The sequence below is a fragment of the Oricola cellulosilytica genome (genome assembly GCF_019966575.1).
GTDB lineage: Bacteria > Pseudomonadota > Alphaproteobacteria > Rhizobiales > Rhizobiaceae > Oricola > Oricola cellulosilytica.
Map to the genome: position 1 here is coordinate 113,258 of NZ_JAINFK010000007.1, position 21,589 is coordinate 134,846.

At 60.6% G+C, this 21,589-nt stretch carries 21 protein-coding genes; 16 read left to right on the forward strand and 5 right to left on the reverse strand.

What is annotated here, in order from left to right; genetic code table 11:
* Positions 1 to 36 precede the first annotated feature (36 nt).
* From LC298_RS16215 to LC298_RS16240, 6 genes are read left to right on the forward strand one after another with little or no spacing between them, the layout of a single operon-like run.
* Positions 37 to 954, forward strand: a complete 918-nt coding sequence (locus LC298_RS16215; RefSeq protein WP_131570859.1) for a branched-chain amino acid ABC transporter permease — start codon at positions 37 to 39, stop codon at positions 952 to 954.
* Positions 954 to 1,937: a branched-chain amino acid ABC transporter permease gene (locus LC298_RS16220; protein WP_131570857.1), complete on the forward strand. Its 984-nt coding sequence runs from the start codon at positions 954 to 956 to the stop codon at positions 1,935 to 1,937. Before LC298_RS16215 ends, LC298_RS16220 begins: the two co-directional genes overlap by 1 nt.
* Positions 1,930 to 2,685, forward strand: coding sequence for an ABC transporter ATP-binding protein (locus LC298_RS16225; RefSeq protein ID WP_131570855.1), 756 nt, complete (start codon positions 1,930 to 1,932; stop codon positions 2,683 to 2,685). Before LC298_RS16220 ends, LC298_RS16225 begins: the two co-directional genes overlap by 8 nt.
* The gene (locus LC298_RS16230) at positions 2,682 to 3,371 is read left to right on the forward strand and encodes an ABC transporter ATP-binding protein (RefSeq protein ID WP_131570853.1); all 690 of its coding nucleotides are present in this window, start codon (positions 2,682 to 2,684) and stop codon (positions 3,369 to 3,371) included. Before LC298_RS16225 ends, LC298_RS16230 begins: the two co-directional genes overlap by 4 nt.
* Before the next feature lie 2 nt (positions 3,372 to 3,373).
* Positions 3,374 to 3,778: an acyl-CoA thioesterase gene (locus LC298_RS16235; RefSeq protein WP_131570850.1), complete on the forward strand. Its 405-nt coding sequence runs from the start codon at positions 3,374 to 3,376 to the stop codon at positions 3,776 to 3,778.
* Positions 3,778 to 4,185: a RidA family protein gene (locus LC298_RS16240; RefSeq protein WP_131570848.1), complete on the forward strand. Its 408-nt coding sequence runs from the start codon at positions 3,778 to 3,780 to the stop codon at positions 4,183 to 4,185. Before LC298_RS16235 ends, LC298_RS16240 begins: the two co-directional genes overlap by 1 nt.
* 122 nt (positions 4,186 to 4,307) lie before the next feature.
* Here LC298_RS16240 and LC298_RS16245 read toward each other — a convergent pair whose 3' ends face one another.
* Genes LC298_RS16245 through iolD form a run of 4 tightly spaced genes read right to left on the reverse strand, consistent with a single transcriptional unit; the run spans position 4,308 to position 8,885 of the window.
* Complete coding sequence (locus LC298_RS16245) at positions 4,308 to 5,147, reverse strand: class II fructose-bisphosphate aldolase (protein WP_131570846.1); 840 nt, start codon at positions 5,145 to 5,147, stop codon at positions 4,308 to 4,310.
* A complete protein-coding gene (locus LC298_RS16250) occupies positions 5,144 to 5,986 on the reverse strand; it encodes a 5-deoxy-glucuronate isomerase (protein ID WP_131570844.1) in 843 nt (280 codons plus the stop codon). Before LC298_RS16250 ends, LC298_RS16245 begins: the two co-directional genes overlap by 4 nt.
* Positions 5,967 to 6,989 carry a 5-dehydro-2-deoxygluconokinase gene (gene iolC, locus LC298_RS16255; protein WP_131570842.1) on the reverse strand — a complete coding sequence of 341 codons (1,023 nt, stop codon included), beginning with the start codon at positions 6,987 to 6,989 and terminating at the stop codon, positions 5,967 to 5,969. The genes LC298_RS16250 and iolC overlap by 20 nt, the downstream gene beginning before the upstream one ends.
* 24 nt (positions 6,990 to 7,013) lie before the next feature.
* Positions 7,014 to 8,885, reverse strand: a complete 1,872-nt coding sequence (gene iolD, locus LC298_RS16260) for a 3D-(3,5/4)-trihydroxycyclohexane-1,2-dione acylhydrolase (decyclizing) (RefSeq protein ID WP_131570840.1) — start codon at positions 8,883 to 8,885, stop codon at positions 7,014 to 7,016.
* 117 nt (positions 8,886 to 9,002) lie between these two features.
* Between iolD and LC298_RS16265 the strand changes: the two genes are divergently transcribed.
* The 3 genes from LC298_RS16265 to LC298_RS16275 are packed head-to-tail and all read left to right on the forward strand — an operon-like array spanning position 9,003 to position 12,186.
* Positions 9,003 to 10,106, forward strand: a complete 1,104-nt coding sequence (locus LC298_RS16265; RefSeq protein WP_131570838.1) for a Gfo/Idh/MocA family protein — start codon at positions 9,003 to 9,005, stop codon at positions 10,104 to 10,106.
* Positions 10,107 to 10,124: 18 nt separating this feature from the next.
* Positions 10,125 to 11,018: a sugar phosphate isomerase/epimerase family protein gene (locus LC298_RS16270; RefSeq protein WP_131570836.1), complete on the forward strand. Its 894-nt coding sequence runs from the start codon at positions 10,125 to 10,127 to the stop codon at positions 11,016 to 11,018.
* A 10-nt stretch (positions 11,019 to 11,028) separates the two neighbouring features.
* Positions 11,029 to 12,186 carry a Gfo/Idh/MocA family protein gene (locus LC298_RS16275; protein WP_131570834.1) on the forward strand — a complete coding sequence of 386 codons (1,158 nt, stop codon included), beginning with the start codon at positions 11,029 to 11,031 and terminating at the stop codon, positions 12,184 to 12,186.
* Here LC298_RS16275 and LC298_RS16280 read toward each other — a convergent pair.
* Entirely contained in the window at positions 12,183 to 13,187 is a 1,005-nt protein-coding gene (locus LC298_RS16280) for a LacI family DNA-binding transcriptional regulator (RefSeq protein ID WP_131570832.1), read from the reverse strand. The genes LC298_RS16275 and LC298_RS16280 overlap by 4 nt on opposite strands.
* A gap of 172 nt (positions 13,188 to 13,359) precedes the next feature.
* On the opposite strand from LC298_RS16280, the gene LC298_RS16285 reads away from it, so the two are divergent.
* From LC298_RS16285 to LC298_RS16315, 7 genes are all read left to right on the forward strand, one after another.
* The gene (locus LC298_RS16285; RefSeq protein ID WP_131570830.1) at positions 13,360 to 14,301 is read left to right on the forward strand and encodes a sugar ABC transporter substrate-binding protein; all 942 of its coding nucleotides are present in this window, start codon (positions 13,360 to 13,362) and stop codon (positions 14,299 to 14,301) included.
* Positions 14,302 to 14,377: 76 nt separating this feature from the next.
* Complete coding sequence (locus LC298_RS16290; RefSeq protein ID WP_131570828.1) at positions 14,378 to 15,502, forward strand: ABC transporter permease; 1,125 nt, start codon at positions 14,378 to 14,380, stop codon at positions 15,500 to 15,502.
* A 1-nt stretch (position 15,503) separates the two neighbouring features.
* Positions 15,504 to 16,298: an ATP-binding cassette domain-containing protein gene (locus LC298_RS16295; RefSeq protein ID WP_131570826.1), complete on the forward strand. Its 795-nt coding sequence runs from the start codon at positions 15,504 to 15,506 to the stop codon at positions 16,296 to 16,298.
* 163 nt (positions 16,299 to 16,461) lie between these two features.
* The gene (locus LC298_RS16300) at positions 16,462 to 17,616 is read left to right on the forward strand and encodes an MHYT domain-containing protein (protein WP_131570824.1); all 1,155 of its coding nucleotides are present in this window, start codon (positions 16,462 to 16,464) and stop codon (positions 17,614 to 17,616) included.
* Positions 17,617 to 17,768: 152 nt separating this feature from the next.
* Complete coding sequence (locus LC298_RS16305; protein ID WP_131570822.1) at positions 17,769 to 18,623, forward strand: FAD binding domain-containing protein; 855 nt, start codon at positions 17,769 to 17,771, stop codon at positions 18,621 to 18,623.
* 12 nt (positions 18,624 to 18,635) lie between these two features.
* Positions 18,636 to 19,127 carry a (2Fe-2S)-binding protein gene (locus tag LC298_RS16310; protein WP_131570820.1) on the forward strand — a complete coding sequence of 164 codons (492 nt, stop codon included), beginning with the start codon at positions 18,636 to 18,638 and terminating at the stop codon, positions 19,125 to 19,127.
* Positions 19,124 to 21,544, forward strand: a complete 2,421-nt coding sequence (locus LC298_RS16315; RefSeq protein ID WP_131570818.1) for an aerobic carbon-monoxide dehydrogenase large subunit — start codon at positions 19,124 to 19,126, stop codon at positions 21,542 to 21,544. Before LC298_RS16310 ends, LC298_RS16315 begins: the two co-directional genes overlap by 4 nt.
* Positions 21,545 to 21,589 lie beyond the last annotated feature (45 nt).

The window sequence follows — 21,589 nt, forward strand, 5'->3', positions numbered from 1 at the left end:
GCGGCTCAGCGGCCGCCCGGTCCACGGGCAAAATCAATGACAATCATTCTTTTGATAGAGCAGGTCCTTAACGGGCTTCAGTTCGGTGTGATGCTGTTTCTCATGGCCGCCGGATTGACGCTCGTGTTCGGTGTGATGGGATTGATCAATCTCGCCCATGGCTCTCTCTACATGGTCGGTGCGTTCGCCGCCGCTGCAGTGGCAGGCGCGACGGGCTCTTTTCTGCTCGCGATGGCGGCGGCCCTGGGCGCTGCGGCGATTGCCGGCGTCATCGTCGAGATGCTGGTCATTCGCCGGCTTTACGACCGGGACCATCTCGATCAGGTTCTGGCGACCTTTGCGCTGATCCTGATCTTCTCCGAAGGAACGCGGTGGATCTTCGGTTCCTTTCCGCTCTATCTGAACATTCCACCCTACCTGAGTGGACCGATCACGCTGCCAGGTGACATCCAGTACCCGTTGTACAGATTGGTGATTATCGGTGTCGGCTTGCTGGTCGCGGCCGGCCTCTTCCTGCTGATTTCCCGAACGCGGCTTGGAATCCGCATCCGGGCCGGCGAGAGCGACAGGGAGATGATCGCCGCGCTGGGTGTCAATATCTCCGTGCTTTACACGATCGTCTTCGCGCTCGGCGCGGCGCTGGCAGGGCTCGCAGGAGCGCTCGTAGGGGCGATCCAGTCGGTACAGGTCGGCATGGGTGAACCGGTGCTCATCCTCGCCTTTGTCGTCATCGTCATCGGCGGCATCGGCTCCATCACAGGTGCGCTCGTCGGCTCTCTACTGGTTGGTTTGACCGACACGCTGGGCCGCACGCTTTTGCCAGTTCTGTTCGGAACATTCATGGAGGCATCTGCGGCGACGACCGTCGGCGCGGCCATCGCATCGATGCTGATCTATATCCTCATGGCGGTTGTTCTCATCTTCCGTCCCACCGGACTTTATGGCGCGAGATGATGAGGCGTGAACAAATCCTCAACGGCGCCGTACTTCTCGGGCTCATAGCCGTGCCGCTGTGGGCATGGTCAAGTGGCGAACCGTTCATCATCACGCTGGCAACGAAGGTGGCCGTCCTGGGGCTGGCCGGCGTCGGTCTGAACATCGCGCTTGGCACAGGAGGACTCGTCAGCCTGGGACATGCCGCGTTTTTCGGGATCGGCGGTTATGCGATGGGCATACTTGCCAGCCACGCGCAGCAATATGTTCCGCTATTTGAGTGGCCGCTGCTGGTGGAAGGCACGAAGTCGATGCCGGTCATCTGGCTTGTTGCGATCGTCTTCTCAGGGCTTGCCGCGCTCCTGATCGGTGCGCTCAGCCTGCGTACGTCGGGTGTCTACTTTATCATGATCACCCTGGCCTTTGCGCAGATGCTCTATTATTTCGCGATCAGTTGGCCCGCTTATGGCGGTGAGGACGGGATGGCGATTTACGTGCGCAACTCGTTTCCAGGTCTCAACACGCTCGACCCGATCCAGTTTTTCGCGATCACCTTCGTCATCTTGTGCATGACACTGTGGTTCAATGCCCGGTTGGTGCGCTCCCCCTTTGGCACCGCGCTTGCCGCAGCGCGCCAAAATGCGGAGCGCGTCGAAGCGGTTGGCATCGATCCCTACAAGCTGAGGCTCGCGGCCTTCGTGATTTCCGGCATGATCACCGGACTTGCGGGTGCGCTGTTTGCGGACCTCAACCGTTTCGTCAGTCCAACCATGTTTGGTTGGCATTTGAGCGGTGAACTGATCGTTTTCGTAATTCTTGGCGGCACCGGGCGTTTGCTTGGTCCTGTCGTCGGCGCCGCGATCTTCATCACTCTGGAGCATGTGCTCGGGGGAATCAGCGAGTATTGGCAGATCTTCCTCGGCGTGTTGCTGCTGGGGGTGGTGCTGGTCGCGCGGGGCGGGGTCATTGCCGTTATTGCCGGAAAAGGGGTCGCCCATGACTGATGTGGTCCTCTCCTGTACGAAGATCAGCAAGGCGTTTGGCGCGCTTCAGGCGAGCAAGGACGTGTCGCTGGATCTTCAGGCGGGCGAGATCCATGCCCTGATCGGACCAAACGGCGCCGGAAAATCGACGCTCATCCGCCAGATAAGCGGGGCGATGAAGCCGGATCGTGGGACAGTTCACTTTCTCGGCCACGATGTCACCAGGCTCTCGGCCATCGAGAGGGCCCGGCTGGGACTTGGCCGAAGCTTTCAAATATCATCGGTCATTCCCGACTTCACAGTGCTGCAAAATGTTGCGCTCGCTGTTCTCGGCGATGAGGGGAACTCGTTTCACTTCTTTCGTGATCTCCTGAAGGGCCGACCGACGGTCGAGCGGGCCGAAACCTGCATTGCTCGCGTCGGACTTGAGGATCGCCGGGCCGTCCGCGCTGCCGATCTCGCCCATGGCGAGCGGCGCCGACTGGAAATCGCCACGGCGCTGGCGCTCGAACCGAGGGCGTTTCTGCTGGACGAACCGATGGCCGGGATGGGCGCGGAAGGTGCGTCGGAAATGACCAGACTACTGGACACGTTGCGCCACGAGGCGCCGATACTTCTCATCGAGCACGACATGGATGCGGTCTTCGCGCTGGCCAACCGGATTAGCGTCCTCGTCTACGGCGAAATTATCGCGACGGGCACGTCGGACGAGATTCGGAGCAACGCGGAGGTGCGCCGCGCCTATTTGGGCGAGGAGGAAACCGCATGACGCTTCTTTCGCTGAGCGACGTGACCGCATCCTACGGTGCGGCCCAGGCACTCTTCGGAGTCAGCCTGACCGTGGACGAAGGGGATGTCGTCGCCCTCATGGGGCGCAACGGCATGGGCAAGACGACGACCATCCGCACAATCTGCCGGATGATGCCGGTCAAGTCGGGCGAGGTTCGTTTCCGTGGCCGGTCGATCAACCGTGTTCCTTCGCACCGCGTAGCGCGAATGGGAATCGGCCTTGTGCCGGAGGGACGGCGCTGCTTCGCGAACCTCACTGTGGAAGAGAACCTTGTTGCCGCCGCGCGCCCGGGAGACTGGAACTTTGCCTCGGTCTCCCAACTCTTTCCCCGGCTGGCAGAGCGTCATGACCAGATCGCGGCATCGCTGTCCGGTGGCGAACAGCAGATGCTGGCAATCGGCCGTGCGCTGATGACCAATCCTACGCTGCTTATCCTTGACGAGGCGACCGAGGGCCTCGCGCCGATCGTTCGCCAGGAAATCTGGAACGCCGTCCGAACCCTGAAGGCAACCAGCGCGCTCGCTATCCTGGTCGTAGACAAGTCGATCAAAGAACTGGCGAGTGTTGCGGATCACGCGGTGATTATCGAGCGCGGCAAGGATGTCTGGACGGGACCCATATCCGGTATCTCGAAAGATGTGACAGACCGGTTCCTCGGAGTTTAACGATGGCATTTACGGTCAGGCAGAAGGTGCTTTTCAGGCATTGCGATCCGGCGGGCATCGTCTTCTTTCCGCGTTATTTCGAGATGATCAACGACATTGCCGAGGCCTGGTTCAGTGAAAGTCTCAATGCACCCTGGCAGGAAATGCACCGGAACAACGGCGTTCCGACAGCTCAAATCGAGGTGGCTTTCAAGGCACCCAGCCGCCACGGCGACATGCTGGAGATCACGCTGACGCCGCAGAAGATCGGTGCAACCAGCGTTTCGCTGGAGTTCGTCGCGGCCGGCGCGGACGGCGTGCGGTTCATCGCCCGCTCAACGCTTGTCTACATCAACGCGCATGGGCGGCCGGAGCGCTGGCCCGATGAATTGCGCGAAAGAATTACCAGGGAAATCGGAGAAAGTTGATGCCGAACCGGATCATACATCCCGAGGGATGGCGTCCCGCGAAAGGCTACGCAAATGGCGTCCTTACGGAAGATGGACGGCTGTTCATAGGTGGGCAGATCGGCTGGAATGCCAACCAGGTCTTCGAGAGCCACGACTTCATCGGCCAGATGGAGCAGACGCTTCGAAATATCGTGGCGGTTGTCGAGGCAGCGTCTGGCAAGATCGAGGACATTGTGCGGCTGACCTGGTATGTTACCGACAAGAGGGAATATGTCGCGCGTCAGAAAGAGGTCGGCGCGGCTTATCGCCGGGTTCTGGGCAAGCACTTTCCGGCGATGACCATGATCGTAGTTGCGGCGCTCGTCGAGGACGAGGCGCTGGTCGAAATCGAAGCGACAGCGGTCTTGCCGAAGCCCAAGATTTGAGTTGGTGAGCGTTGCGGCTGGATGACAGCGTGACCCATCTCAAGCCATTCGCGGCTTGGGCGGCGCAAAGCGCTTCATGGGTCAAACCGCCTCGTTAAACACATTGCGCCGGAGAGCGATGGTCAGGTCTGGGGCAGTGCACCGAACGCCCGGATGACGGACCGTGCCGCGGCGAAGACCGGATCGTGGGTTTCATTCAGGATTGTCACGCGGTCAAAGCGGCTCGCATCGCGGTTGACGGCCTCGCGCAGCGCGGCGCCGAACGCCATGCGCAATTCCGTCCCGATGTTGAACTTGCAGATCTTCGTCGTTGTCGCTAGGCGCGTGCGCTGTTCGACCGGGATCCCCGATCCACCGTGGATCACAAGCGGGACATCGGTCACCGCTTCGATCGCGCGAATGCGCCCCTCGTCGAGCCCGCCCTGCTTGTCTTGCTGCAGATGCACGTTCCCGACGGATATCGCCATCGCGTCCACGCCCGTTTCCCTGGCGAATACGGCCGCTTCACCCGGATGGGTGCCGTCGGAATTCTCGCCGCCTGCGTAACCGACAAAGCCGATCTCGCCTTCGCAGGAGATGCCGGCCGCGTGCGCCATTTCGGCAATCTTCGCAGTCTCGTCGATGTTCTGACGCAGCGGCTTGCGCGATCCATCGTACATCAGCGACGTGAAACCGCTGTCGAGCGCTTCGCGGCACTCCTCCAGCGTGTAGCCGTGATCGAGATGCGCGACGACCGGAACGGAAACGCTTTCGGCAAGGTGACGAAACATTTTTCCGAGAACGGGGAGGGGCGTATGCACCCTGCAGGACGGGCCGGCCTGGAGAATGACGGGAGCGTTTTCGGCCTCGGCCGCCAGGACGAAGGCGCGCATGTCCTCCCAGCCGAGACAGACGAGCCCGCCCACCGCATATCCGCCCTTCAGCGCCGGTTGCAGCACGTCCGAAAGCGTCGCGAGAGTCATTTGAACTTGGCGACCATGTCTAGGATGCCCGGGATCGTGTGCAACTGATCTGCATGTGTCGGCTGGAAGTACTGTACCAACGAGCGCTGAGACAGCCCGCCGAGGATGGTGAAGTAGTACATCTCGTAACCGGGAAGAACGGCGCAGGGGTGATAACCCTTGTCGATGCAGATCGTCGAGCCGTCGACGATGTGATAAGCGTCGCCCGGCTCGTTGTCCTGGCGCTGCAGCATCTGCAGGCCGGAACCGTAATTGGGTCGGAAACGGAAATTGTAGGTTTCGTCGTGGCGTGTTTCGTCGGGCAGGCGGTCCGTATCGTGCTTGTGCGACGGGAACCCCGACCACCCGCCTTGGCCAACCGTGTAGAGCTCGCTGACGAGAAGTCGACCCACCTTGCCGTGTTGCTTCTGGCCAAGAATGTGCTTGATCTTGCGATGCGTCTTGGTGTCGTCCGACCCGTACTGGACGAGATCCAACTCGTCCTTGCGGACCGCGAAGGCCTCCAGCACGCAGTCAAATTTCGCGCCCGCGATGAAGATTTCAGCCGTATCGGATCTGCAAACCATTTCGGCCTTCGCGCCGGTCGGAACGTAGACGCCTTCCGGGTCGCCGTCCCAGACGTCGACGCCACGGCCTCCCAACGCTTCGGCCCGGAAGCGTTCGACGTTCACGTCGACCGTTCCCGTCGCCGGTACGATACAGGTCTCGTAGCCCGGCACCGTGTACTCGAATGCCTCGTCCTTCTTCAGCTTGACGATATTGAAGTAGTTGAGCGGCACGCGATCATGATCGACGTCGACGATCGGAGTGTTGTTGTTTTCATAGGGTGGAATGTGCATCGGGCTTCCTTTCACGTTCCCGCGGGCCCGCGTGATCCGCGAGAAAAGTGTCGAGTTCGGATCTGTCCGGCATCGCCGGGGCGCAGCCCGGTTTTCCGACGACAATCGCCGCGCAAGCTGAGCCGCGCAGGACCGATTCATGCAAAGCGAACCCGTCGGCAAGGGAAGCCATCAGCCCGGCCATGAAGCTGTCGCCCGCGCCGGTCGGCTTGAGCGCGGTAACGGGAAAAATTCCGGTGCGTGTCTCCTCGCCGCCGGCGAAGGTGATCGCGCCCTTGTCTCCCATCTTGTAGACGACGATGGTTGCCGCGGTTTCGGCAAGCTTTCGCGCATGGGCGAGGCCCTTGTCGATGCCGCCGGCCATGAAGCCGAATTCCTCGTCGTTGCCGACGATCACGTCACTCAATGCGCCGGCGCGCGACAGAACGTCGGCTGCCTCCTGCGGCGAGGGCCAGGAATAGGGTCGGTAGTCCACATCAAAGATGATCGGCAGCCCGGCCTTTCTCGCGAGATCGAAGGCGTGAAAGGCGGCGTCGCGCGAGGGCTCGGCGGCAAACACCGTTCCCGCCGTGATCAGCGCGCCGTAGGCCGGGTAATCGACGGCCTCGACATCGGCGCGCGACATCTGAAAATCGGCCGCGCCGTTGCGATAAATGACGCTTTGATGATCGTCGACGCGCGTTTCATAAACCGCCAGTGAATTGCGGAATTCCCCGCCGACGGAACGCACGGATTTGCGGTCAATGCCATAAGCGTCGAGCTGGTTCAGACAATAGCGGCCTATGGAATCGTCCGACACGCAGGTCACCAGCGCTGCCTTGCCGCCGAGCTTGACGATGCCGGCGGCGATGTTTGCGGACGAGCCGCCCATCGCGACGGTCATTTCGGCGGCGTCTTCGGTTCTCACACCGGCCGGTTGCGGCGACAGATCCATTCCGACGCGGCCGATGACGAGAAAGTCGTTCCGTGCGATACCGTCGATCACATGCGCAGATGCGGTCATGCCCGGCCCTCGGCGATCTTCATCCTACACTCCCCTGCGCTGGCGAGCGCGGGCGCTCTCAATGTCCTCGTGAGCGGCGGTCACGCTGGTACTCTCGGACACATGCGGCGTGCCGACTTCCCACCACGCGTGCCCTTCGGCGGTCCAGCCCTCATACGGATCGACCTTCATCACGATAACGAAAGTCCGGTCGCTTGCCTTGGCGCGTTTGAAGGCGTCGCCCAGTTCGGACGGATTTGACACCGTCTCGGCAATGGCGCCCATGGATGCCGCATGGGCCTCGAAGTCGACGGCGAAGGACGAGGGGACGGTCGGGCAGTCCTCGATCAGATTGTTGAAGCTCTCGTTTCCGGTGTTGTTCTGCAGCTTGTTGATCACCGCGAAGCCCCCATTGTCGAGCACGAGGACGATCAATTTTTTCTCTGTTAAAACAGATGAGTAGAGATCGGAGTTCATCAACAGGTAAGAGCCGTCACCGACCAGCACGATCGTATCCCGCTCGGGCTCGCGCTCCGACTGCGCGATGCGCGCGCCCCAGCCGCCGGCGATTTCGTAGCCCATGCACGAGAAGCCGAACTCCACATCGACCGTGCCGATGTCGAGGGTCCGCCAATTTGCGGTGACCTCTGCCGGGAGGCCGCCCGCCGCCGTGACAATACGATCACGCGGATCGCAGAGTTCGTTCACGACGCCGATCGCCTGTGCGTAGGAATTGGGGCGATTGCCCGGCGAGACGTTTCCCGCGACATACTCGTCCCATTTTTTCCGTTCGCCGCGGGCCGACGCGGTCCATTTTCCGGGCGCAACGTAACCGTCAAGCGCCTTGTTCAGTGACGCGAGGCCCAGTTTCGCGTCGCCGACCACCGTCGCGGACATATGCTTGGCGGCATCGTGCCGGGCGGCGTTCAGACCGATGATCCGGGCCGACTTGTCGAACGCCGTCCACGATCCCGTTGTGAAATCCTGCAGGCGGGTGCCGACGGCCAGAACGACATCCGCCTTTTCGGCAATCGAATTGGCGCTGTTCGATCCCGTGACGCCGATCGGGCCGATGTTGAGATCGTGGGTGGCGACCATGTTGGCGCGTCCGGCGATGGTCTCCACGACAGGGATCCCGCGGGCTTCAGCAAATGTCGTCAGTTCCTCCACCGCGCCGGAATACTGGACGCCGCCGCCGGCGATAATCATCGGCCGCTCGGCGGATTTCAGGATCGCAGCGGCTCGTGCGATTTCTTCCGTGTCGGGATGTTGACGGCGGATCCGGTGAACGCGCTCCTCGAAAAAAGCCAATGGGTAATCGAAGGTCCAGCCCTGCACGTCCTGCGGAAGGCCGATGAATGCCGGACCGCAATCGGCGGGATCAAGCATGGTGGCTATGGCCGAGGGAAGGGACTGGATGATCTGCGCCGGGTGCGTGATGCGGTCCCAAAAGCGGCTGACGGCCTTGAAGGCGTCGTTCAATCCAAGCGCCGGGTTGCCGTAATGCTCAAGTTGCTGAAGCACCGGGTCGGGCAGGCGGGTGATGAATGTGTCGCCGCACAACATCAGCATCGGCAGGCGATTGGCATGTGCGAGCGCTGCGGCCGTTAGCAGGTTGGCGGTTCCCGGGCCAGCGGATGCCGTGCAGAACATGAAGCGGCGGCGAAGGTGATACTTGGCGTAAGCGGCGGCCGCGAACCCCATGCCCTGTTCGTTCTGTCCGCGGTAAAGCGGGAAAATGTCGCGGTGCGCATAAAGCGCCTCACCGAGACATGTTACATTGCCGTGCCCGAAAATGCCGAAGCCGCCGCCGCAAAGGCGAGTCTTTTCGCCGTCGATCTCGATGTACTGGGCAGCCAGATAGCGAACGATGGCTTGCGCAACGGTCAATCTGACGGTCTCGGGTTTCGATGTCATCGGAGGCGATCCATTGTCGTTGGGGCTCGGCGTAACAATACGGCTTGACCGTTATCCAACAACAAGGATACAAATTTTGCAACCGGTTGCAAAGCGATATTCGGGAGGATTGGAAATTTGTCCGAGATTGGTGTCGGCATTGTGGGCGGCGGGTATATGGGAAAGGCGCATGCCGTCGCCATGTCGGCGGTGGGCGCCGTTTTCGGGACCGGTTTGAGGCCGCGTCTCGAGATGGTTTGCGCCAGCAGCGAGGCATCCGCGGCCCGTTACAGGGATGCGTTCGGGTTTGCGCGTTCGACCGGGGACTGGCGAACGCTGGTCGGCGACGACCGCGTCGAAGCCGTAGTGATCGCGTCGCCTCAGGAAACGCATCGTGCTATCGCGGAAGCCGCATTTGCACAGGGAAAACCGGTGTTCTGCGAGAAGCCGCTGGGCGCGTCGGTCGAGGACAGCCGCGCAATGGTCTCCAGCGCAGAGAAGGCTGGCTCGGCCAACATGGTCGGCTTCAACTACATCCGGACACCCGCCTCACAGCATGCCCGCAAGCTTGTTGCGGATGGTGCAATCGGCGACGTGACCTGGTTTCGCGGCGAACATACCGAAGACTTTTACGCCGATCCGGACATGCCTGCCTCCTGGAGGACGCGAGACGCTGCCAACGGGACGATGGGCGATCTGGCGCCGCACATGATCAATGCCGCCCTTGCCCTTCTCGGGCCGATCGAAGCGTTGGTAGCCGAGGTTGAGACGGTTCACGGGACGCGCGGCGGCGAGATGGTTACCAATGACGATCAGGGCCAATTCATGTGCCGGTTCGCCAATGGCGCGATGGGCCATCTGTTCTTCAGCCGCATCGCGACCGGACGCAAGATGGGCTACGCCTACGAAATCAACGGTACGCAAGGAGCGATCAGGTTCGATCAGGAGGATCAGAACACCCTCTGGCTGTATCAGGCGAGCGACGCCGAGCCCGAGCGCGGTTTCCGCAAGATTCTCACCGGACCGGCCCACGCAGATTACGGCGCATTTTGCGAGGGGCCGGGCCACGGTACCGGATATCAGGACCAGATCATCATCGAGGCGCGCGATTTTCTGAAGGCAATCGAAACCGGTGAGCCGGTCTGGCCGACCTTTCGGGATGGCCTTGCGGTGAATCAGGTGGTTGCCGCATCGCAAGAATCCAGCCGCTCAAAAAGCTGGGTTTCCGTCAATGATTTTTGAGTTTTCGCGAGGCACGAAGTGAGTATCCGAATTGGCAATGCACCCTGCTCGTGGGGGGTCGAATTCGCTAACGATCCGCGTAATCCGTCCTGGCGCACCGTGCTGAGCGAATGCGCGGCGGCGGGCTACAAGGGCATCGAACTGGGACCCGTCGGTTTCATGCCGGAGGATCCGGCGATCCTGGGCGAAGCGCTGGCGGACCACGATCTCGAATTGATCGGGGGTGTGGTCTTTCGGGCGTTTCATGATCCGGGAATGTGGGACGACGTCATGGATGGCGCGGTACGCACCTGCAAGGCACTGATTGCGCATGGAGCGCGTCACCTGGTGCTGATCGACTCCATCTCGCCGCGCCGCGCGCCCACGGCGGGCCGGGCGAGCCAAGCCGAGCAGATGGATGCCGACGAGTGGGCGGCATTTCGCGACCGTATCGAAACGGTCGCAAAGATGGGCGCCGAGGAATATGGTCTCACCGTCGGGATGCACGCGCATGCCGCCGGTTTCATCGACTTCGAGCCGGAACTCGAACGGCTGCTCGACGAGGTCGACGAGAAGGTTCTGAAGATCTGCTTCGATACCGGTCACCACGCCTATGCGGGGTTCGATCCCGTGGCGTTCATGAAGCGGCATATGAATCGAATTTCCTACATGCATTTCAAAGATATAGACCCGGCCGTCAAAGCTGACGTGATCGCAAGTCAGACGGGCTTCTACGAAGCTTGCGGCCAAGGCATCTTCTGCAATCTCGGACAGGGCGAAGTCGATTTTCCGGCCGTGCGGCAGGTGCTGGTCGAAGCCGGCTTCGAAGGCTGGTGCACTGTCGAACAGGATTGCGATCCAACGCTGGACGTTGATCCGCTCGGGGATGCGCGGGCCAACCGCGAACATCTTGAAACAATCGGATTCAAGTAGGAACACTCCGATGCCAAGACTAAAGTGGGGAATGATTGGTGGCGGCGAGGGCAGCCAGATTGGACCGGCCCACCGCCTCGGATCGGGCCTGGACGGCCTTTTCGAGTTCACGGCAGGCGCGCTTGACCATAGGCCGGATGCTGGCCGTGAATATGGACGCCGGATCGGATTGCCGCCCGACCGCGCTTATGGCGATTGGCATGAAATGCTTGAGGGCGAGAGCAAGCGTGCGGACAAGGTCGACCTTGTGACGGTCGCCACACCCAATGCGACACATTTCGAGATCACCAAGGGGTTTCTGCAGGCGGGCTTTAACGTGCTGTGCGAGAAACCGATGACGATGACGGTGGAAGAGGGCGAGGAGATCGTGCGCCTGGCACAGGAAACCGGGAATATATGCGCGGTCAATTATGGCTACTCCGGATATTCGCTTGTACGTCACATGAGGGCGATGGTCGCGCGCGGTGATCTCGGCAAGATCCGCCTCGTCAAGGCTGAATTCGCCCATGGACACCACGCCGATGCAGCGGATGCCGACAATCCACGCGTGCGCTGGCGCTACGATCCGAAACAGGCCGGGGTCTCCGCGCAGTTTGCCGATTGCGGCATTCACGCTCTGCACATGGCAAGCTTTGTCACCGGTCAGGAGGTCGAATCGCTGTCTGCCGACTGCGTCTCGTGTATTTCCAGCCGTGAGTTGGAAGATGATGCCATGGTGAATTTCCGGATGTCCGATGGGGCCGTCGGGCGGTTGTGGACATCATCCATAGCTATCGGACGTCAGCACGGACTGACGCTGCAGGTGTTCGGCGAAAAGGGCGGGTTGCGCTGGACGCAGGAGCAGCCAAACCAACTCTATTTCATGCCGCTCAATGAACGTCTTCAGGTGATCGAGCGTGGCGAAGCGAACCTGTCACCCGAGGCCGACAGGGCGACGCGGGTGACCATCGGGCATGCGGAGGGCATGCCGCTTGCTTTCGCCAACATCTATACCGATCTGGCTGAGGCGATCCGGGCGCGCAAGGAGCGCCGTTCCGTGGATCCGGCTGCGAACCTCTATCCGAAGGCGGAAGACGGGTTGCGATCCATGGCAGCAGTTTTCGCTGTCGCTAAATCGGGGAAGGAAGAGGGCGTGTGGGTGGATGCGCGCCCCCCGATGTTTCGCTAATTCTCAAGCCGGGGGCGGAGCGTCCCCCTCTCTACGACACGGCACGGAAACAGCCGCGCTTCGGGGTATCGATCGTGGTCGGTCAGGGATGCGTGCATTAGTTCGATCGCCGACTTTATGATCTGGCGGATCGGCTGGTGGATGGTGGTCAGGTTGATGTTCTGCCAGCCCGCCATTTCCATGTCGTTCAGGCCAATGACGCCAATGTCACCGGGAACCGAAAGGCCCGCGTCGGCAATGGCGCTGAGGGCGCCGATTGACAGAACGTCGTCACCGCAAAAATATGCTTCGCCGGACGTTTCCTGGAGCAGACGCTCCATTTCTGCGCGGCCGGCTTCGAACGAGTATTCGCGAGCATAACTGTAAGTCATTTCCATCCCGCCGATGCGGCGGACTTCTTTAGCGAATCCGTTCAAACGATCCTGGGTTGAAGTCGCCAGTTCAGGGCCGCCCATAAAGCCAACTTTCCGATACCCCCGGGCATGCAATTCGCGCGCAGCCATGCGGCCGCATTCGACATTGTCGATCCCCACAACGTGCACCTGGGGAGAGCTTGAATTCCGTCCGAAGCAGTGAACAACGGGAATGCCGGCGTCCGAAAAAGCTTTCGCAAAGCTCGGCGCCAGAGTCGATGAAGCCACGACCACGCCATCGACCGAGTATTGCCGCATCATGTGGACCGAGTTTTCAGGATTGGTTTCATCCGACAGATTCACGATCAGCGGACGGAGACCGATGTCCTGCAACCCTCTGGTGAAGAGATCGAACACCTCGAGGAAGATGGGGTTGTGGAAGTTGTTGGACACCAGTCCGATCAGCTTCGTGCGTCCCGTGGTGAGGCTGGAGGCCAAGGCATTTGGACGGTAACCCAACTCGTCGGCGGCCTTCTTCACGCGGCGCCTCGTCTTCTCGGAAACGGAGGCGCCGTCGGTGAACGTCCGCGACACCGCGGAGCGTGAGACCCCGGCGCGCTCCGCGACCTCCTTGAGTGTGACGCTCATATGATGCTCCGGTATACTCCTGCCGTCCCCATTAAACGCTGTGCTCTCGAGAATTCCAAATTGTTTTTGCAACCGGTTGCAAAAACTTGATATTCGTGTTCTTCTGCCACTTAGAGACGCGCGCGAGAGAGCTCCCGACGTCTCTAAAGGGAATCTGTTCAGGGAGGAATTTATGAAAAAGGCGCTTATCGCTGCATTTGCCGCAGCTGTTGCACTAACCGGTTTTGTGTCGGCGTCGTGGGCCGAGGGAGAACGCTACGTTCTGGTCAGCCACGCACCGGATTCCGATAGCTGGTGGAACACAATCAAAAACGGCATCGCACTCGCCGGCGAACATGTGAATGTGGAAGTGGAATATCGTAATCCGCCGACCGGAGATATCGCCGATATGGCGCGCATCATCGAGCAGGCGGCTGCTTCGGCTCCTGATGGAATCATCACGACGCTGGCGGATTTCGACGTTCTGAAGGGGCCGATTTCCGATGCGGTTGACCAAGGAATTGACGTCATCATCATGAACACGGGAACGCCCGAGCAGGCACGCGAAGTCGGCGCGCTGATGTATGTCGGCCAGCCAGAATACGATGCGGGTCTGGCCGCAGGCCGGCGGGCCAAGGACGAAGGGGTGACCAAGTTCCTCTGCGTGAACCATGCCATCCAGCAGCCAACTGTAGGAGAGCGCTGCCGCGGCTACGCCGACGGGCTGGGCATCGATCTCGGCGACGCCATGATGGACAGCGGCACCGACCCGGCTGAGATCAAGAACAAGGTCCTTGCCTATCTGTCTGCTAACCCGGATGTCGATGGCATTCTCACCCTCGGCCCGGTTTCGGCGGACCCGACGATTGCCGCGCTCAAGGAAAACGGCATGGCAGGGGATATTCATTTCGGCACATTCGACCTCGGTGCTGAAATCGTTCAGGCGATCAAGGACGGCATCATCAATTGGGGTATCGACCAGCAGCCGTTTCTGCAGGCGTACCTGCCGGTCGTCGTTCTCGCCAATTACGACCGTTACGGTGTTCTTCCCGGCAACAACATCAATTCGGGTCCTGGTTTCGTAACCGCCGACGGGCTCGAAAAGGTCGAACAGTTCGCCGGCGAGTACCGGTAACCATCCGGCGGGCGGCCTTCGAGGGGCCGCCCGTCCTTCTTGCAGACAACCGATAGCGAAAGGCCGGAGGCGGGCGATGTCCGAGACAGCGCAAGTCACAGATTTATCCGACGAACGCATCAAGGAGATGTCGGCGCTGCGGCGGGCGCTGATCCGTCCGGAGCTGGGAGGCATGGTCGGCACAGTGGCCGTCTTCACCTTCTTCCTGCTATTTGCCTATGACAGCGGCATGTTCAATGCCCAAGGCGTGCTCAACTGGTCCATTGTCTCAGCACAGTTCATGATCATCGCCGTTGGCGCCTGCCTTCTGATGATCGCCGGCGAGTTCGACCTCTCGGTCGGCTCGATGATCGGCTTTGCGGGGATGATGATTGCGATCTTCTCGGTCACTCTTGGCTGGCCGACCTGGCTGGCAATCATCCTGTCCTTCGCCATGTGCATAACCATCGGCGCCATCAACGGCTTCATTGTGATCCGGACAGGGCTGCCGAGTTTCATCGTGACGCTTGCCTCGCTGTTCATCCTTCGGGGCTTCACCATCTATTTCCCTCAGACGATCGAGCGGAAAACGATTATCGGCGGAATTCGCGATGTCGCCGAGGGCGACTGGCTTGCTCCGATTTTCGGCGGCAAGATTGGCCAGCCCGTTTTTCAATGGCTCGGGGACGTCGGGGTCATCGACACATTCGAGCGGGGGACGCGTCAGGGGCAGCCGGTGGTGGACGGCATTCCGATGTTGATTGTCTGGGCGATCGTTCTCGTGATCTTCGGGCACGTCCTGCTAACCAAGACGCGCTTCGGCAACTGGATTTTCGCGGCCGGCGGCGATGCACAGGCCGCCCGCTACGTCGGCGTGCCGGTGAATCGCGTGAAGATTCTGATGTTCATGTTCACGGCTTTCTGCGCGACCGTTTTTGCGACATGCCAGGTGATGGAGTTCGGTTCCGCTGGCGCGGATCGCGGACTGCTGAAGGAGTTCGAGGCGATCATCGCGGTGGTGATCGGCGGCGCATTGCTTACGGGCGGCTACGGCTCGGTCATTGGCGCGGCACTTGGGGCTCTCATCTTCGGTGTCGTTCAGCAGGGGCTCTTCTTTGCCGGCGTGGAAAGTTCTCTCTTCCGGGTCTTCCTGGGGGTCATCCTGCTCTTTGCGGTGATCCTCAACACATATATTCGGCGAATGATCACGGGGGAGCGCTGACATGAACACCCGCTCAACCCACGAACCGATCATCCAGATGCGGGATATCGAGAAGCATTTCGGGAGCGTCATTGCGCTTGCCGGTGTCTCGGTGGACGTTTTTCCCGGCGAATGCCACTGCCTCCTCGGCGACAACGGGGCCGGAAAGTCAACGTTTATCAAGACGATGTCGGGTGTGCACAAGCCGACCCATGGTGAGATTGTCTTTGAAGGCAAGCCGATGCATTTCGATGATCCGCGCGATGCGATCTCGGCGGGTATAGCGACGGTCTATCAGGATCTGGCGATGATCCCGCTCATGAGCGTCGCGCGGAATTTCTTCATGGGCAATGAACCCATCAAAAGAATCGCCGGGATTCCGTTCTACGACAAGGATCACGCCGATCGGGTAACGATGGATGAAATGCGCGAGATGGGAATCAACCTTCGCGGTCCCGATCAGGCTGTCGGAACGCTCTCGGGTGGTGAACGTCAAACCGTGGCGATTGCCCGGGCCGTCCATTTCGGGGCGAAGGTCTTGATCCTCGATGAGCCGACTTCGGCGCTTGGCGTGCGGCAGACCTCAAACGTGCTTGCGACGATCGACAAGGTGAGGAAGCAAAACATCGCGGTGGTGTTCATTACCCATAATGTCCGCCATGCGCTGGCTGTGGGGGACCGCTTTACGGTGCTAAACCGCGGCAAGACGCTCGGCACGGCACAGCGTGGCCAGATCACGCCGGACGAACTTCAGGACCTCATGGCCGGCGGGCAGGAACTTGCCGAACTTGAAGGTTCCTTGGGCGGAACTGTCTGACTCGTCGTCCAGCCTTAGCGCGCTCGGCTCGTCGAGCAGAATGACCAGTTGCGCATTCGAATCCCTCTGCAGCGTCTGTTGAAAGTTGCCGCGAAGGTATTTTCTGCAATAAATGAATCGGGTCTGAGAGCCGTATGAATCTCAAGGGGCCGATCGCACTCGCATGACAATGCCAACACATGACCACCTGCTGGTCATCGCATCCATTCTCGTTTCGCTGATGGCGTCCTTCACTGGATTGTCGATCACAAGCGGCATTTCCGCGCTGCCTGCGGCGCAGCGCAAGGTGCGGATCGTGATGGCGGCGACGGCTCTGGGAGGCGGGATCTGGTCGATGCATTTCGTCGCCATGCTGGCCATGCGCTTCGACCAGCCAATCAGCTACGATTCACTCTACACACTCGGTTCGGCATTGATTGCCATACTTATGGCGGGTGTGGCGCTGCTGATCATGCACTTCGCGCCCAGAACCCGGCCAAGCACGGTTATAGCTGGCGCGATTCTCGGGAACGGGATCGTCGTCATGCACTATGTCGGCATGTCCGCGATTCGCGGCGTTCTTCCGGTTTTCCATCCGATGGGCGTGGCGCTGGTGGTAGCCGGTTCAACCGCGATGGGCATCGCTGCGATCGGTGTGGCCTATTCCCACAGGGATTCCGCACACATCCTGACAAGCACCGTCATTTTTGGACTGTCGGTCGTTGTGGTGCATTTCACCGCCATGGCATGGACCGGGTTCGATCTGTCGGCGACGCAGAAGGGCTTTACCCCGATGATCGAGAACGGGACCTTGGCGCTCATCGTAATGTCGTCGGCGTTCGTGATCTGCGGGATGTTTCTGCTGTCCACTACGAGCTTCGTTTTCATGGAGCACGGTCGGTCCGGTTCGGTTGCGGCCGGCGCAGGGGGGCTCGGCGCCGCACCGCCCCCCGTCGTCGGCGCGAATCCAATTGAAACGCCATACCCTCAGCTAGCCAGCGCGCAGTCACTTCGTTTGCCGTATGAACGGGACAAGCGCAGTCATTTCATCTCCGCCGACGAGATCATCGCGCTTCGCGCCGAAGGGCACTACACCATACTTTACACCCAGCGCGACAAACTGTTTTGTCCATGGTCGATCTCCGAGGCCGAAAAACGCTTGCCCCCGTCAGTTTTCCTGCGAACGCACCGAAGTTATCTCGTCAATCTCAATCAGGTCACGGCTTTCGAGCGGCACAAGGACAAGGGCTCGTGTCATTTCGAGGGAGCTCAGTCGCTCAAGATCGCGCCTGTCAGCCGTGGCAATGTCGCGGGTGTTCGCGAGGCGCTCGGTTTATAGGCCGGGTCCAGGCTTTCGCATCTGGTGCCGCCAATTCGCATTTCGTGAAATCCACTGGATGCTCGTGCGGTGCCGCTCGCGCGGCTATCCGGCCTGTCTATGATCAATGAAACCGACATCAGCACGAGCAGGTCCGCTCTGGGAGGAGATGCATGATACCGGGTTCATTTGAATACCACCGTCCGGATTCGGTTGCGAGCGCACTCGAAATCCTCGCCGAATACGGTGATGAAGCGAGAGCGATCGCCGGCGGGCACAGCCTCATTCCGATGATGAAGCTGAGAATGGCCGATGTCGGTCATCTGGTCGACCTGCAAGCGATCGCCGATCTAAAGGGGATTACGGTTCAAGGTGACACCATCATCATCGGTGCAATGACGACACAGCAGGAACTGATCAGCAGCGCGGAACTTGCCAGTGCCGCGCCAATCCTCCGCGAGGCGTCCCTGCAAATTGCCGACCCGCAGGTCCGCTATGTCGGCACGATCGGTGGCAACGTCGCCAATGGTGATCCAGGCAATGATTTGCCAGGGCTGATGCAATGCCTTGATGCGCAATACACCCTTGCGGGGCGGGACGGGACACGGGAGGTCGCGGCGCGCGATTTCTACGAGGCGGCTTATTTCACCGCGCGCGAAGACGATGAAATTCTTGTTTCGATCAAGTTCAGGGCTACCACGGGCGGCTACGCTTACGAGAAGCAGAAGCGCAAGATTGGAGATTACGCGACAGCCGCCGCCGCCGTGTTGATCGCAAAGGACGGCGCGACCTGCTCCTTCGCTTCCATTGCGATGACTAATCTGTCCGATACGCCGGTTTGGTGCGAGGCGGCCGCCGACGCGCTGGTTGGCTCTTCCTTGGACCAGGCAGCGATTGATGCAGCCGTTGCAGCGATGCTGGAGACCATCGATCCGCAGGAGGACAATCGCGGGCCCGTCGAATTCAAGAACCATGTCGCTGGCGTGATTTTGCGCCGGGCGATCGAACGCGCCGCCTCGCGCGCCTGAGGAGGGCATTCCATGAGCAAGATGCAGATCAACATCACCGTCAACGGCAAGAAGCAGGAACTTCTGGCCGAGCCCCGCGAACTGCTGATCCACGTCCTTCGCGAGCGGCTGGGAGTCACTGGCCCACATGTCGGCTGCGATACCTCGCATTGCGGTGCCTGCACCGTCGATATGGACGGCAAGTCAGTGAAAGCCTGTACGGTGTTTGCCGCGCAGGCGAACGGCGCCGACATCACCACGATCGAGGGGCTTGGAGGTCCCGATGGACTGCACGTGCTGCAGCAGATGTTCAAGGAGCATCACGGCCTGCAATGCGGCTTCTGCACGCCGGGCATGATCACGCGGGCCTACCGGTTGCTGCAGGAAATTCCGAACCCGAGCGAGGAAGAGGTGCGGTTCGGCATGGCGGGCAATCTGTGTCGCTGCACCGGATACCAGAACATCGTCAAGGCAATACTCGCCGCCGCAGCGGAATTAAATGCCGCCAAGGAGGCCGCACAATGAACGAGATGACACCCCCGAAAACCGAACGCGCCGCCGCCCTCAAGGGGCTCGGCAGCGCACGCAAGCGCGTCGAGGATGCGCGGTTCACGCAAGGAAAAGGAAATTATGTCGACGATCTGAAGATGCCGGGCATGTTGTTCGGCGACTTCGTCCGCTCGCCATACGCCCATGCGCGGATCAAATCGATCAACGCGGACAAGGCCAAGGCCATACCCGGTGTCGTCGCTGTTCTGACTGCCGACGACCTCCGTCCGCTCAACTTGCACTGGATGCCGACGCTTGCCGGCGACAAGCAGATGGTTCTGGCCGACGGCAAGGTGTTGTTCCAAGGCCAGGAGGTCGCCTTCGTCGTTGCGGAAGACCGCTACGTCGCCGCAGATGCGGTCGAGCTCGTGGAAGTCGATTATGAGGAACTTCCGGTCGTCGTGGATCCGTTCAAGGCGCAGGCCTCCGACGCGCCTGTGTTACGCGAGGATCTGGAAGGCAATATGGAAGGTGCGCACGGTCCGCGCCGCCACCACAACCACATCTTCACCTGGGAGCAGGGCGACAAGGATGCCACCGAAGCGGTTGTCGGCTCCGCCGACGTGGTTGCCGAGGAGATGGTGTATTATCATCGCACACACCCCTGTCCGCTGGAAACCTGCGGGTGCGTCGCCTCCATGGACAAGGTCAACGGCAAGCTAACGGTATGGGGAACCTTCCAGGCGCCGCACGCGGTGCGCACTGTGGCATCGCTCATCTCCGGCATCGCAGAGCATAACATCCGCATCATTTCGCCCGATATCGGCGGTGGATTCGGCAACAAGGTCGGTGTTTATCCGGGCTATATCTGCTCGATCGTCGCATCCATCGTCACCGGGGTCCCGGTGAAGTGGGTCGAGGATCGGATGGAAAACCTGATGGCAACGGCGTTCGCGCGCGATTACTGGATGCAGGGCAAGATCGCGGCGACCAAGGACGGTCGGATTACCGGCCTCTGGTGCCATGTCACCGCCGATCACGGCGCGTTTGATGCCTGCGCCGATCCGACCAAATTTCCGGCCGGGTTCTTCAACATCTGCACGGGTTCCTATGACATCCCAACGGCCTATCTTGCGGTCGATGGTGTCTACACCAACAAGGCGCCTGGCGGGGTAGCCTACCGCTGCTCGTTCCGGGTGACGGAAGCGGCCTATTTCATCGAGCGGATGATCGAGATTCTGGCACTCAAGCTCGACATGGATCCGGCGGAATTGCGTGCGAAGAACTTTATCAGGAAGGAGCAGTTTCCCTACCAGTCCGCACTCGGCTGGGAGTATGATTCCGGCGACTACCAAACCGCGTGGGACAAGGCGCTGAAGGCGGTCGACTATGAGGGGTTGCGCAGGGAGCAGGCCGAGCGGGTAGATGCGTTCAAGCGTGGGGAAACAAGGAAGCTCATCGGCATCGGCCTGACGCATTTCACCGAGATTGTTGGCGCGGGTCCGGTGAAAAACTGCGATATTCTAGGCCTCGGCATGTTCGACAGCTGCGAAATCCGCATTCACCCGACCGGATCGGCTATCGCGCGTCTGGGAACCATCAGCCAAGGCCAGGGGCATGCGACGACGTTCGCTCAGATACTGGCGTCCGAGATCGGTATTCCTGCCGACGACATCACGGTGGAGGAGGGCGACACCGACACCGCGCCCTATGGTCTCGGCACCTACGGCTCGCGGTCCACACCTGTTGCCGGGGCGGCGACGGCAATGGCCGGCCGCAAGATCCGCGCCAAGGCGCAGATGATCGCCGCCTATCTGCTCGAAGTGCACGACGACGACGTGGAGTGGGACGTTGACCGCTTCGTGGTCAAAGGCGCCCCTCAGCGCTTCAAGACCATGAAGGAAATCGCATTCGCCTCCTACAATCAGGCGATACCCGGCGTGGAGCCGGGGCTGGAAGCGGTAAGCTACTACGACCCGCCGAATATGACCTATCCTTTCGGCGCTTATGTCTGCGTGATGGAAGTTGACGTCGACACAGGGGAGGCTGACATCCGCAAATTTTACGCGCTGGACGATTGCGGAACGCGCATCAACCCGATGATCATCGAAGGGCAGGTCCATGGCGGGCTCACCGAGGCCCTGGCGATCGCCATGGGCCAGGAGATCGCATATGATGAACTGGGCAATGTGAAGACTGGCACGCTGATGGACTTCTTCGTGCCCACGTCGTGGGAGACGCCGTACTACACGACGGATCACACGGTAACCCCAAGCCCGCACCACCCGATCGGCGCAAAGGGCGTGGGTGAAAGTCCGAATGTCGGCGGCGTTCCGGCATTCTCCAACGCGGTGCACGACGCGTTCCGGACTTTCGGCCTGACGCATACGCATATGCCGCACGATCACTGGCGGATCTGGAAGATCGCGCACGACCTTGGGCTGCACGGCTGAGCGTGTTGCAAACTCACCGGCATCCGGGAAGAAATCCCGAGTGCC

Bases quoted from the DNA above. Each gene is read 5' to 3' on its own strand.
- LC298_RS16215 (WP_131570859.1), top strand. From the start codon at position 37: ATGACAATCATTCTTTTGATAGAGCAGGTCCTTAACGGGCTTCAGTTC.
- LC298_RS16220 (WP_131570857.1), top strand. From the start codon at position 954: ATGAGGCGTGAACAAATCCTCAACGGCGCCGTACTTCTCGGGCTCATA.
- LC298_RS16225 (WP_131570855.1), top strand. From the start codon at position 1,930: ATGACTGATGTGGTCCTCTCCTGTACGAAGATCAGCAAGGCGTTTGGC.
- LC298_RS16230 (WP_131570853.1), top strand. From the start codon at position 2,682: ATGACGCTTCTTTCGCTGAGCGACGTGACCGCATCCTACGGTGCGGCC.
- LC298_RS16235 (WP_131570850.1), top strand. From the start codon at position 3,374: ATGGCATTTACGGTCAGGCAGAAGGTGCTTTTCAGGCATTGCGATCCG.
- LC298_RS16240 (WP_131570848.1), top strand. From the start codon at position 3,778: ATGCCGAACCGGATCATACATCCCGAGGGATGGCGTCCCGCGAAAGGC.
- LC298_RS16245 (WP_131570846.1), bottom strand. From the start codon at position 5,147: ATGACTCTCGCGACGCTTTCGGACGTGCTGCAACCGGCGCTGAAGGGC.
- LC298_RS16250 (WP_131570844.1), bottom strand. From the start codon at position 5,986: ATGCACATTCCACCCTATGAAAACAACAACACTCCGATCGTCGACGTC.
- iolC (WP_131570842.1), bottom strand. From the start codon at position 6,989: ATGACCGCATCTGCGCATGTGATCGACGGTATCGCACGGAACGACTTT.
- iolD (WP_131570840.1), bottom strand. From the start codon at position 8,885: ATGACATCGAAACCCGAGACCGTCAGATTGACCGTTGCGCAAGCCATC.
- LC298_RS16275 (WP_131570834.1), top strand. From the start codon at position 11,029: ATGCCAAGACTAAAGTGGGGAATGATTGGTGGCGGCGAGGGCAGCCAG.
- LC298_RS16280 (WP_131570832.1), bottom strand. From the start codon at position 13,187: ATGAGCGTCACACTCAAGGAGGTCGCGGAGCGCGCCGGGGTCTCACGC.
- LC298_RS16285 (WP_131570830.1), top strand. From the start codon at position 13,360: ATGAAAAAGGCGCTTATCGCTGCATTTGCCGCAGCTGTTGCACTAACC.
- LC298_RS16290 (WP_131570828.1), top strand. From the start codon at position 14,378: ATGTCCGAGACAGCGCAAGTCACAGATTTATCCGACGAACGCATCAAG.
- LC298_RS16295 (WP_131570826.1), top strand. From the start codon at position 15,504: ATGAACACCCGCTCAACCCACGAACCGATCATCCAGATGCGGGATATC.
- LC298_RS16300 (WP_131570824.1), top strand. From the start codon at position 16,462: ATGACAATGCCAACACATGACCACCTGCTGGTCATCGCATCCATTCTC.
- LC298_RS16305 (WP_131570822.1), top strand. From the start codon at position 17,769: ATGATACCGGGTTCATTTGAATACCACCGTCCGGATTCGGTTGCGAGC.
- LC298_RS16310 (WP_131570820.1), top strand. From the start codon at position 18,636: ATGAGCAAGATGCAGATCAACATCACCGTCAACGGCAAGAAGCAGGAA.
- LC298_RS16315 (WP_131570818.1), top strand. From the start codon at position 19,124: ATGAACGAGATGACACCCCCGAAAACCGAACGCGCCGCCGCCCTCAAG.